Source organism: Alteromonas macleodii, assembly GCF_903772925.1.
GTDB classification, from domain to species: Bacteria; Pseudomonadota; Gammaproteobacteria; order Enterobacterales; family Alteromonadaceae; genus Alteromonas; species Alteromonas macleodii_A.
Map to the genome: position 1 here is coordinate 1,343,868 of NZ_LR812090.1, position 12,955 is coordinate 1,356,822.

A 12,955-nucleotide genomic window follows, 5' to 3' on the forward strand; every position below is an offset into this window, starting at 1 on the left:
GTTGTGAAAGAAGAAAAAGCGCTAGCGCCATTATAATGACACTAAAGTCTAATATACGAAGGTTTATGGGGAGGGATTTTGCCCTAGTTTGCCGTTTAAGAGGAATTTAAAAGGCACTTAATGCCTTCACAAAGAGATAAGACGTTTTAAAACTGGCTATTGCCTAAAAGCGTGTGCAGCTTTTGATTTTCTGTAAGCAACTTTTCAAAACGTTCTGCATTTAAAGGGCGGCTGTATAGAAAGCCCTGCAACATTTCGCAGTCGTAACGACGTAGTATGTCTAGTTGAGATTCCTCTTCTACACCTTCGGCTACAACTTTAAGGCCTAAATTGTGGGCAATGTTGATGATGGCTGCAGCCATATGTCGGTCTACATTGCTTTTTGCAATATCATCAATAAAGGCTTTGTCGATTTTTAAGGTATTTAAAGGGAAACGTTTCAAGTACGCAAGTGATGAGTAGCCAGTACCAAAATCATCTAGCGCCAAGTGAATACCTCGCTCGCGCAGTCGTGTCATCATTTGAAGGCCGTTTTCAGGGCTTTCCATCAGCGTACCTTCAGTAATTTCGCACTCAAGGTGCAGCGGTGACAGACCTACATCGCTTAAAATTCTATTTATTCTGTCGTCTAAATCTGGCAGTTCGAACTGTTTTGCCGAAATATTGACGGCAACACGCCCGCTAAACAAACCTTGCTTAACCCAGCGTTTAGTATCCGCACAGGCCTTGCGTAGTACCTGCTCGCCAATTTCAATGATTTGGCCAGTCTGCTCTGCTAATGGAATAAATTGCCCCGGACTTACTATGCCTTTTTGTGGGTGTTCAAAACGCACCAGGGCTTCCATGCTGACTAATTTACCAGAGGCTATATCCACTTTAGGTTGGTAATACACAGTAAACAGGTCGTCTTTGATACCTTGACGGATCAGATTTTCAATTTGCAGCTGCCTAACCGCGTTCTGATTCATTTCACCACTGAAGAACTGATAGCTGTTGCCGCCGTTATTTTTGGCAAAATACATGGCCGTATCTGCATTTTTCAGCATTTCCTGGGGGGATTCACCATCGTCAGGGTAGAAGGCGATACCAATACTTGCGCCCAGCACAAACTCTTGTTTATTGATAATAAAGGGGCGCGACAAGGTATCTAACAAGCTTTGTGCATAATGGGTTACCGTATGAATATCGGCATTATCTTCCATTAAAATACTAAACTCATCACCACCTAGGCGATAACAAGTGGCATTTTTGCCGGTAATACGCTGTAGCCGTTTGGCAATTTGTTTAATTAAAATGTCGCCGGTCTGATGGCCTAGCGAGTCGTTTATCTTTTTAAAGTTATCCATATCCAAGCAAAGCAAGGAATGAGCGCTGGATTTACGTACTAAATTTTGATGGCTCGCTTGGAAGAACGAACGGTTAGGGAGTTCGGTCAACGGGTCGACATTGGCAAGTTTCAAAAGTTCTTTTTCAGTACTCTTACGAGACGTAATGTCGCTGAAAACTCCAACAAAATGACTTATTTTGCCGTCTTCATCGTGCACGGCATCAATATTGAGCTCCATTTCGTAGCGCTCGCCGTTTACTCGTACGCTCTCTACCTCACCAGACCAGTTACCTTTAGACTTGAGCGTTTTCTTAATTTCCTCAGTAAAGGCATCTGGGTATAAATGAAAATGCATGAAGCTGGCAAGTGCTTGGTCGCGAGTTTCGCCGGTATAGCTGCAATATGCATTATTAACACTAATAAACTTGAATTGGGTATTGGTAATAAATACCCCTTCTGAAATGTTCTCAATTGAGCGTTTAAACAGGTTGAGCTGCTCTTCAGCTTCTTTTAAGTGATGAATATTTTTGAGCGTACCTGTCATTCGCACCGGCTGCTCGTTATGGTCGCGCTCTACCACTTTTCCGCGATCTAGTATCCAAATCCACTGGTTTTTAAATGTCTTAGCGCGATAGGCTAGTTCGTAAAAGTCACTATCGCCTTCTAAATGTGCTCTTAGCGCGGATTTGACTCGATTAATATCGTTGGGGTGAATATTGGCATCGTAGGCTCCAGAAGTACGAATATCGTCTTGAGGAAAGTCTAACGTCCCCCAGGTGTTGGCACGGTATACCTGACCTCGATACACATCCCAGTCCCACAGCTCATCGCCTGAACTCCATAGGGTTAGCTTTAAACGCTCTTCCGACTCTTTTATGGCCAGCTGGTTTGCTTTTCGTATTTGGTATTGTCGTAAAATAAAGGCAAAAATAGCCAATGCAATTAATCCGTAGAAAACAAGGGCTACGGTGTGGAGCCAAGGGGGGCGCTCTATGGTTATTTTTAAATTTCTGCTCTCAGACCACGCTTTACCCGGTTCTTTAGCTTGTACTGAAAATATATAGTTACCAAAAGAAATATTGTTAAACTGAGCGGTACGCTCTTTATTTACGTAAACCCAGTCGCTTTCAAAACCGCTAAGCTTATACCTATAAGTCACTTGATCTGGATAAACCGGATTAACAAGCCCAAACGAAATACTAAAGCGGGTTTCGTCGTGCTTTAGCGCCAACTGTTCTTCGTAGGTGATACTCACTTTTGACGATAGGTAGTTCGAAGCTTCGTCATTTTCAATTAGTTTTCTTTTGGTCTTAGCCAACGAGCCAAACACACTGACTTGATAAAGTTGGGGGGGGAGGGTTTGCTTAATCTCGTTACTGGCACTAATGGCTTGCTTTGAAATCTTGACAAAGCCTTTATTGCCGCCAAAATAAATCGTCTTATCTGAAGTGGCGATTACGGCGCCTTCGCCAAGAGAGTTATATTCAAGCTGAGCATTGGGAATACTATCAGCCTCTCTTAAAGTGGGTAAATGAACTTTATGGACACCTTTAGCATCCGAATACCAGATGCTATTTTCTATCGCAGTCGTTGAAGTGATAAACCCGCTTTGGTTGTCTCTCTTTTGCTTTTTAAGCAGAGTAAAACTTCTTTTATCTAATTGAATAACACCATCTGAACGTGTGGTTAACCATAGGCCGGAAGGGGTTTCATGTACGCCATATACCAAAGAATTAATGCCGTTGGATGAGTCTAAAACTCGAATGATTTCACCTTTGCTAACCGAGTAAATAACAAGTTTTTCACTAGCCCTAAACCATATGTTATTTTCATCATCTTCGAATATTGCCACCATGTGTCCCAATTTTTCAGGAACCTCAGTCTTCGTTACTTCGTTACTTTGTGTTGTAAAAGCAACCGAGTTCACATCTATAGAGTATACATTTCCCACAGCAACCTGTAACCAAATGGCTGAATCGCTTTTGAAGATGTAATCAATAAAAGATCCTTTAAAATACTCACGCACTAATTCTAAGCTGTTTCCAGAATCTTTGACCACGAGTAAGCCAATAGAGGATGCTATCCAAATGTTATCTTGGTCATCAATCTCAATATCCCAATAGTGAATGGCTGGGTCCATTTCTTCGAAAAAGTCGAAAAACGTAACATTGCCCGTATCTCGGGATATTTTACCTAGCCCTTTTTGTTGAGAAACTAGGTAGAGTGTCCTATCGCTGCTTTCCGCAAAGCCCCATAATGTTGAAAAGTTATCGTCGCTATGGCGAGCTGAATTATACACCGGTTGAAAATGTACGCTGGCGTATTCAGGGTGGTACTTAAAAGCGCCGCGATGAAAAGTTGCGGCCCATACCACACCCGTACGATCCTCAATTACCCGCATTACAATTGCAGAAGGAATTCCTGTTGCGCTGTAAGTGTCAGAGTTTAAATGCAAATAATCAGGGCGATAATCAGGTGATATAGTTGCTTCAGCTGCATCCGATAACAAAAATAATCCAATGTAAGTGCCCACCCAAATATCTTTACCCACAACAGTTATGGAGAAAGAGTTAACTTCTCCAGTTACGCCAAGGTCATTGCTTTGTATTCGCTTTAAAACACGGCCGTTAGAACCTAAGACGATAAGGCCCTCGTTTGTTGCTAACCAATAATTACCGTTAATTACAGTGATATCGTGAAGCGCTCGTATATCTAAAGAAACCCCCCACGGGTTAACTTTGCTCGCGTTGTGAACTTCCAACGTTTCAGAGTCTATTATGGCAGCGCCGAATTGGTTAGAGCCCACCCATATACGGTTTGCTTCTTCAAAAATTACTTTAATGTAGCTTTCTTCTTTAAAAACCTGGGTGAGAACGCTTATTTGTGCAGTTTGCTTTGAATAGCGGTAGAGGAATTTCTTATCAGAGAAAAGTACATCACCGTTTTTCGCTTCTGAAATTGCCGTGATTAAGTTGGTTTTTATCACAGAGCTGTCTTTATTAAAGACTTTGAAGTCATCCGATTCTGGCTGATAAAGCGCCAGCCCTGAATGAGTGCCTACCCATAGTTGTCCTTCGGAATCGACAAATAGTGTTTGAATGTAACCTGAAGGTAAGGAGTTTGGGTCAACGTCTGAGGGATGGTATTGCTTTACATCATATCCCGAATAGCGGTTAAGGCCATTTGACGTTGCCAGCCAAATAAAGCCCATATGGTCTTCCACAATATCTAAAACTGCGGTGTCTGATAGGCCGTGTTGCTTATTTAACTCTGTGAAATGAAGATCAGAAACTTCTATCGCCTTCACAGGATTTGAACACATTCCTGACAAAGCCAACAAAAGAAGCAGCATTGAATAAATTAGGGTTGAGCGCACCTATACACCTTTGGCATACGCCATTTATTATTTTTTTATTTTTGACTGGCAGCATCCCTAACGACCAGAATAATAAATATGCCGAATTAACTGAGTCTCCACAAGCACTTTTTAGGGTTAGCAGGGATGATGGGTTACTTATTGAGCAACCTTAGATAAATTCAGCGTCTATTTATCGACACCTTGGTCAAAAACTTGACGTTTATATCTTTTTTAAATCGCTGGTTATTATGTTTTTTCTGTAAAGCACTGATGAAAAAGAGGATATTGTTAAGAGGTTTAACCGCGTTATTGAAGAAAAAGCAATGAAATTACCGCTTAACTATTGCATAAGATGGTCCTTACACAAAAAGCAGAGTAGTTGTAAGCGTATAACAGTGTAATAATTGAAAACTGTGCTCAGTAGTAGGGTATTTCTTGTTTGAAGTGGGAAATACTGTTTATTGTACGCTTCTCTTGGGTTGGAATAGCTTCGAATTTTCCTTTGGAAAACAGGACAAGTTCTCCACAGCGTTCACGCTTAGCGAGTTGCTGCGCAAAATCTTGAATTTCTTCAAAGCTTAGTTCTTTAACTCGCTCTGCCAGTTTAACGTTTCTATTAAACCCTAAGTCTTGCGTACCCAAACTCACCCATAGTCGCTGAGATTTCATAGAAAGCGTTAAGTCTCGTTCCTCTAACTGTTTTATCAAATTTTGCTGAATTGTTGGCCAGTAAAAGCGATAGAACTCAATTTCATTTAACTGCTGGAATAAGAACTCTGTCATAGCATCTAACAAATGTTTCGGGCTACATTGTGGGCTTTGAATATAGAACGCCATGCCTGGGTGCTGATTGTGCGGAACATAGCCGGTTCCTACGATATAGCCTAATTGTTGTTCTGTTCTCAAAGCATTGAAAAAAGGGGCGGCCAGCATTTGTTCTAAAATCATGCAAAGCGCCGTGTCGGTAAAGCCAGGGGAGGGCGCTTGAAGATACAGCACTACCGCCGAGTCATCGTGGTTACAAAGCACTTCATGGTAAAGCGTTCCCCCCACAGGAAGTTTAGATACCGCCCGTGAAAGCGGGCCGCCACCAGCATTAATACACTGTTCTTGAAGCGCCTTTGAAAATACTCTTGCCTCTTCGCTAGACCAGTTTCCGTGCATAAATGCTTCAATGAAATAATGCTCAAAAGCACGCTTTCTGCAGTTATGCATTTGCTCATAGGTGATGCTATCTATTACATCTAACAGCTCCACTGGAGCTTGGGTGTTGCGCTGGATAAGCACGCTCAATCGCGAAAATAAGCGGTTAGTGGGCTTATTTAATAGCGAATTGTGAAGGCTCTGAATTTGCAGCGCTTTGTGATGTTCAAAGGCTTTCTCATCAGGTATGAAATCCAGTACCGCAGCAAGAAGCTGGTTGGCTAATAAGGTTTGTTGATTAGTGAAGCCTCGAGTGTGCAGCGTAAACCCAGCCTGATGCCCGTATATACGATAATGCAGGCCCGCTATCTCGGCTCTGTAATATTTGGCCTGCAGGTAATCATTTAATGCGCCCAGCCAGATGCGTTTAGCAGCAACCGCGAGTAAAGAGTCAGAAAATTTAGCGGCGTCAAAAGAGATATAAATATCGCCTTTAGGGCTATGGAACTGCTGGTCTTGGGCAAACCAAAAACGATAACCACCATTGTCCACCAATTTATTAGGAATATTAAAGCCAGTCTCAGGCAATATAAGGCTGTACTCGCTTGCTAAATAAGGGTTGGGTGGAGGTAGCTGTAATTCACTAATTGTCTCTGGTGACCTAAGCTCCCGCAATAACTTAGGAGCAATGTTCTCTACACTGTATTCGGCTTCGTAGAACGCACAAACTTGTGTGGTTTTCACGTCTTTAGAAATAACTTTCAGGCGAATGTTATCTGGGGTGAAAAAGGATAAAGCATGTTCAATAACGCCTTTATCATAGCTGCCTATAGTAGAGCGCAGTTTACCTAATTCGTCTGGCCCAAAAATAAACTGGTGTTGTGCGTATTCGGTTACCAGGCTAAGTGGCTTAATATTTTCTTCGTACTCTAGGGCTAAGGTATTTAACTTCGATTTTTCGTGAAATCGCCAATCTTCATGGGATGCTTCTCGAATTATTGAGATGTAGCTAAATAGTGCTTCCAGTACTCGGTTTTTGTTTTCCAGTCCGTTTTGAGTAAGCTGGAAACTCACGTTGAAGTCTTTAAATCTGTCTCCCTCGATACCCGAACCAGCAATGAGGTTAAGCGCCCAGTCCTTTTCTTTAAGGTAGGCAAGCAAACTACCTTCGCCCTCATCGCCAATTAAATGGCTAATGTAATTCAGCGGTTTTGTTTCATAGTCATTTTGTAAAGCGGGTAGGGCGAATGTCACTATCATCCGCTTTGCTGACTGAAGCGGATGTATGTTTATTTGTATACCCAATTCATTTTCGGTGTAAAGGGCTGGCCAGTCATCTGACGCTAACTGTCCTGACGGCATACTGGCAAAACATTGATGCACTAATGCTTCAAGTTGAGGTAAGGGCATGGTGCTGGCAATACACAGGCACATGTTTTTTGCGCAGTAATAAGTATGGTGAAGTGCTTTAAGTTGTTGTTTCAGCGCAGCGCACCCATGTTGGGAAAAGGTATCGCTGTTACCCACTGAAAACTTAGCGAAAGGGTGCTTTGGATTACAGGTTTCTTTGTGAATTTGGTAAAGACGACGAAGGTCATCTTTTTTCTTAAACTCAAATTCGGCATGAATATTTTTTATTTCGTTGGTAAGCGCTTCTTCTTCGAATAAAGGCTGCCTAAGCATATCTGCAAAAGCAGGTAAAGTTTGCGCAATCGCGTCTCCACTACAATTAAAATGATAGTTTGCGTATTCGGTTCCAGTCCAAGCGTTTATGGTGCCCCCATGCTGTTCAATAAAGCCATTTATCGCATTAGGTTTGGGTAAGTGCCGGCTCCCCATGAAAAGCATGTGTTCTAGAAGGTGAGCTAACCCCTGACAATCGTGAGGGTCGTAAAAGTGTCCTGCTCGTACTGCCATAGAAACAAAGGACTCACTTGCCTCGGGCGTATGACACAGCATAACACGCAAGCCATTAGGCAAAGTTATGTGGTGCGCGTTTTCTAAGTTGATCGTGTTATTCACATTTTCTCATATATGGTCAAAGGCACCTTACTGCTGGAGCATCTATTAAGATAATCTTCACAAAACATTAAATAATAGTCGAAAATTCACATTATTCACGGTTTTGCGCTAGGCGTAGATTCAGCTCTCTGATATCGTTAGCATACTTTCATTAATACTATGCGCAATGTTATGTCAGGTCAAAGTAGCAACGACGACATTTATCTTTTCATTATGCGTCACGGTGAAGCAGAAGCACCTCGACTCGATGACAAAAGTAGACAGCTCACGTCAGTTGGCCGAGAACAAGCCAAGTCGGCTACGCTATGGTTAAAAGACCATTACTGTACCGAAGGTGTTGTTGATTTAGCGCTTGTAAGCCCCTATCGCAGAGCAAAACAAACTTTTGATATGGTGTCGTTAGATGTAGAAGCGGGCAAGGTTGAAAGTAATGAAGACATCGTTCCAGAAGGCTCGCCGCGATTGGTAAGTGATTATATCGACGGACTTCTCCACGCTGCCATCAATTCTAAAAAGCCTATCAAGAAGCTTCTTGTAGTTAGTCATATGCCCTTAGTTAGCTATTTGGTTGATGAGCTTTGCCAGTCCTACACCACTAGCTTGTTTTCTACAGCGTCAATTGCGGTAATTAAGTACTCTTTGAATGAGCACAAGGGCACCTTGGTTACGCACTATCAGGGTCTTTAACACAGTTCACTCATTCTCACGTGAATTAATAAAAATTGAACAAATAATTGTTAAGTATATCTCTATCCGGTCGATAGTCTCTTTGAGAGTGTCAAAGTTTATTCTATTGAAGGGTTGGGAAATGGACAGCAAATCTATTCCTGAGCTCCTTAAACGTTCATTGCAATCGCATATGGCGGAGGCTGATTTACGTGAAGATGAGGAGACGCGGGATATTATTGCCAGATTATCTGAATTATCAGATAAGGTCGCTGCTGCGAAAGCGAGAGCGTTGGCAAATCGTGCACAGCGTCTCGCTGACGAAACAAAAGGCTAGCAGATAAAGTCAAAGGCATAACCACTACATTGCTTAGTGGTCATTATTTGATTCGTTAGGTGCGACATAATATTCCGGCATAATCCTGACGGTTTTTATCATGCTTTCTGAAATATCTACTATTTCAAGTGGATAACCCGCCAAACGTACACTAACCTTGTTTTCCGGAATATCTTCAAGGTATTCAAGCAATAGGCCGTTAAGGGTTTTAGGTCCTTCAGTTGGTAATTTCCAGTCCATTTCTCGGTTCAATTCACGCACGTTAGCACTACCGTCAACCAGTACCGAACCATCTTGCTGCACATGGGCTTCTTTACTGTGATCGGGAACCATACTGGTGGTAAAGTCACCAATAATTTCTTCTAAAATATCTTCTAGGGTCACTAGGCCCATGATATCGCCATATTCGTCTACCACTAGGGCGATGCGCTCTTTTTCTGCTTGAAACTTATACATTAGCGTATGCAGTGGCGTAGATTCGGGAGTGTAGTAAATTTCCCGTACCGCGCGAAGCAGGCTTGATTTTGTGAACTGATCTTTTGATAAAAGCCGCAGAGCATCTCGTACGTGTACAAAACCTACCGCATCATCGACACTATCACGGTATAACAACACTCGGGTGTGCTGAGCATGGGTTAAGGCTTTCTGAATTTTCTTCCAGTCGTCATTGATGTCTATGGCAAAAATTTCAGCGCGGGGCACCATGATATCTTCGGCTGTGACGCTTTCTAAATCCAGAATGCTAACCAACATGTCTTGGTGACGTTTAGGGATCATAGCGCCAGCTTCAAACACTACGGTTCTTAACTCTTCTCTACTTAATGAATCGTCATTGCCATTTGCTGGGCTAATTTTGAGCAGCGCGAGAATACCATTGGTAATACCGTTGATAGCTGCGACAAAAGGGTAAAGCAAAGTGAGTAATGGAAGCAGAATAATAGAACTAGGGAAGGCTATCTTTTCAGGATAAAGTGCCGCCAAGGTTTTAGGTGTAACCTCCGCAAAAATCAGAAGAACTAGCGTTAGGCCAAAGGTTGCTGCGAACAGCCCCCAATAATCACCAAATAGGCGAATACAGAGTATGGTGGCAAGCGAAGAAGCCGCTATGTTAACAAGGTTGTTACCGATAAGGATGAGGCCGATTAGGCGGTCTGGTCGTTCAAGAAGCTTTGCAACACGCATAGCCGAGCGGTTGCCTTCTCCTTGCAAGTGCTTGAGTCGATAGCGGTTTATCGACATCATGCCTGTTTCTGAACTAGAGAAATACGCAGATAGTAATATGAGTACGCCGAGCGCGATAAACAGCGTACTCGTTGATATGTCGTCCAATTAAGGGTTTCCTGTACAAACTAAGGCTTCAAATGTATTGATTTGAGGGATGAGTTTCAAGGGGAAATTGTTGATATCACCCTAAATACTTAGAAAGTTTAGCGTAAAGTAGGAGCCGCCTAGCAATGTGCTTGATAGACTCGGCGGCTATAAATACGTTTATTTAAAGAAGGAACTCGCGCACTAATTTGCTACCAAAATAGGCAAGAGATAACAGTGTAACACCCAACACTGTCATCACAATAACCTGTCGTCCTCGCCAACCTCGAAGTTTCTGGCCTATTAAAAGAATTAGAAAAACCACAAGCGCTGCAGCGGAAAGCACTGTTTTATGTGCATAGGTTTTGTTAAACATGTCTTCTAAGAAAACAAACCCACTGATAAGCGATACCGTTAATAGGCAGGTGCCTGCAAGTAACAGTTTGAACAAGATGTTTTCCACCAACATTAGAGGAGGTAGAGATGAATGAAGTAGCGCTGCACCTTTCTGTTTAAGTCTATAGGTGATGTAAGACATTTGGAGTGCATACAAAAATGCAATGACCAAGGTACAGTATGCAAACAAGGATAGGCTAATATGAATAACCAAGCCAGGCTGCAGCTCAATGTGCATGATATACGATACGGGAATAAACTGTGATGCAAGCACTGTGAGGCTAGCAAAGCCGAATACAACAGGAAGTAAAATTAGATTCGGAATAGCCCGGGCAAAAATGAGCATGGAGATGGTGATTATCCACGACACTAGAGAAAGTACGTTGGTTACACTCATATCCTGGCCTGGCGCAACCATAATGGCGCTGGTAAGAAACGCGATATGTGCGATTGCCCCTACACTAGCGATAGATAGGCCTAAACGTTTGTTTGGGCCGTCTTGATGTACGAATTTGCCAATAAGCACTGCCGCAGCCAACGCGTAGAGTAAAGCAGCAGAAATGGCGAAAAGGGTGTTCATGATGCATCCTGTAATAGGTAGGTGATGTCTTCACCGACTGAGTCGGTATTGATACTGCAACTTGCAAGTAAATTCAACCATCTCCTTGATTTTGTTTGTTTCACACCCACTTTTAGTGTGGGTATAGGGAGCTCGCATATCTGTGGTCTATTTACCTTTGCAGCGTATCCGAGTGCGAGAACGACAACAAAAAAACAATAGATACCTGCGCAAAAGTTTAAAAATTTAACCGCAATTGTGGGTACGTTACGCTTCGCTTTTACGTTACAATGCGGGCATTACGTCTGAAATAAAAAGAAGTTTCATACTATGTTTGAGAATTTATCAGAACGCTTAGGCCAGACATTACGAAATGTCAGCGGTAAAGGGCGTCTTACTGAAGACAATATTAAAGAAACGCTACGCGAAGTGCGAATGGCACTTCTTGAAGCCGACGTAGCGCTTCCAGTGGTAAAGTCGTTTGTTGCACAGGTAAAAGAGCGTGCTGTTGGCACAGAAGTGACTAAGAGTCTTAAACCTGGCCAAGTATTCATTAAAATCGTTCAGTCTGAGCTAGAGTCTGTAATGGGGGAGGCGAATGAAAAGCTGAACCTAGCAACTCAGCCTCCAGCTGTTGTGCTAATGGCTGGTCTACAAGGTGCGGGTAAAACCACCTCTGTAGGTAAACTTGCCAAATACTTAACAGAGCGCGAGAAAAAGAAAGTAATGGTAGTGAGTGCCGACGTATACCGTCCAGCCGCTATCAAGCAGCTTGAAACCCTTGCTGGTGAAGTAAATGTTGCTTTCCATCCGTCTACGATTTTACAAAAGCCCATTGATATCGTTAATGATGCCATTGTCGAAGCTAAGAAGAACTTCTTTGATGTTCTATTAGTGGATACCGCAGGTCGTTTGCACGTCGACAACGACATGATGGATGAAATTAAAGAGCTTCACGCTGCTGTTAAACCTATCGAAACCCTGTTTGTGGTTGATGCCATGACGGGGCAAGATGCAGCGAATACGGCAAAAGCCTTTAACGATGCGCTTCCGCTAACTGGTGTAATCCTTACTAAAGCGGATGGTGACGCTCGAGGCGGTGCTGCGCTGTCGGTTCGTCACATTACCGGTAAGCCAATCAAGTTTATCGGTATGGGCGAAAAGGTTGATGCACTAGAGCCTTTCCACCCTGAGCGTGTTGCGTCTCGTATCTTGGGCATGGGTGACGTACTTAGCCTTATCGAAGAGGTTGAGCGCAAAGTTGATAAGTCAAAAGCCGAAAAGCTGGCCAAAAAGGTACAGAAAGGTAAAGGCTTCGATCTGCAAGACTTTAAAGATCAGCTTGAGCAAATGAAAAACATGGGCGGCATGATGGGTATGCTTGATAAGCTGCCTGGCATGGGCGGTATGTCTGATAAAATTAAAGATCAGGCGAACGACAAGCAGTTCAATCAAATGGAAGCCATCATCAATTCAATGACGCCGGCAGAACGTGCACGTCCTGATATGATCAAAGGTTCACGCAAACGTCGTATTGCAGCAGGCTCTGGAACCCAAATTCAAGACGTAAACCGTTTGCTTAAACAGTTTACGCAGATGCAGAAAATGATGAAGAAGATGTCTGGTGGTGGAATGAAGAAAATGATGCGCCAGATGAAAGGTATGATGCCACCGGGTGGTGGCGGCTTTGGAGGCCCTGGCGGTCCGGGCGGCCCAGGTGGATTCGGCGGCCCTGGCGGATTTGGTGGAGGCGGTGGCTTCCCACCACGTTAAAAGACTGTCGCATTACTTAACAATGCTTAAAAACCTCAATTGCAGCAATGCATTGAGGTTTTTTTG

The 12,955-nt window shown here is 43.0% G+C and carries 7 protein-coding genes; 3 read left to right on the forward strand and 4 right to left on the reverse strand.

Going from position 1 to position 12,955, the window contains the following annotated elements; all coding sequences use genetic code 11:
- Positions 1–146 precede the first annotated feature (146 nt).
- Together PCAR9_RS05850 and PCAR9_RS05855 are read right to left on the reverse strand one after the other, a co-directional pair.
- Complete coding sequence (locus tag PCAR9_RS05850; RefSeq protein WP_179982798.1) at positions 147–4,703, reverse strand: EAL domain-containing protein; 4,557 nt, start codon at positions 4,701–4,703, stop codon at positions 147–149.
- Positions 4,704–5,102: 399 nt separating this feature from the next.
- A complete protein-coding gene (locus PCAR9_RS05855; protein WP_179982799.1) occupies positions 5,103–7,850 on the reverse strand; it encodes an insulinase family protein in 2,748 nt (915 codons plus the stop codon).
- 171 nt (positions 7,851–8,021) lie between these two features.
- Here PCAR9_RS05855 and sixA point away from each other — a divergent pair, with 171 nt between their 5' ends.
- Together sixA and PCAR9_RS05865 are read left to right on the forward strand one after the other, a co-directional pair.
- A complete protein-coding gene (gene sixA / locus PCAR9_RS05860) occupies positions 8,022–8,537 on the forward strand; it encodes a phosphohistidine phosphatase SixA (protein WP_232091126.1) in 516 nt (171 codons plus the stop codon).
- A 121-nt stretch (positions 8,538–8,658) separates the two neighbouring features.
- Positions 8,659–8,853, forward strand: a complete 195-nt coding sequence (locus tag PCAR9_RS05865) for a hypothetical protein (RefSeq protein ID WP_179982801.1) — start codon at positions 8,659–8,661, stop codon at positions 8,851–8,853.
- A 33-nt stretch (positions 8,854–8,886) separates the two neighbouring features.
- Here PCAR9_RS05865 and PCAR9_RS05870 read toward each other — a convergent pair whose 3' ends face one another.
- Positions 8,887–10,182, reverse strand: a complete 1,296-nt coding sequence (locus PCAR9_RS05870; RefSeq protein WP_118489833.1) for an HlyC/CorC family transporter — start codon at positions 10,180–10,182, stop codon at positions 8,887–8,889.
- A gap of 163 nt (positions 10,183–10,345) precedes the next feature.
- Complete coding sequence (locus PCAR9_RS05875; protein ID WP_179982802.1) at positions 10,346–11,137, reverse strand: cytochrome C assembly family protein; 792 nt, start codon at positions 11,135–11,137, stop codon at positions 10,346–10,348.
- Positions 11,138–11,446: 309 nt separating this feature from the next.
- Between PCAR9_RS05875 and ffh the strand changes: the two genes are divergently transcribed.
- Positions 11,447–12,889, forward strand: a complete 1,443-nt coding sequence (gene ffh, locus PCAR9_RS05880; RefSeq protein ID WP_179982803.1) for a signal recognition particle protein — start codon at positions 11,447–11,449, stop codon at positions 12,887–12,889.
- Positions 12,890–12,955 lie beyond the last annotated feature (66 nt).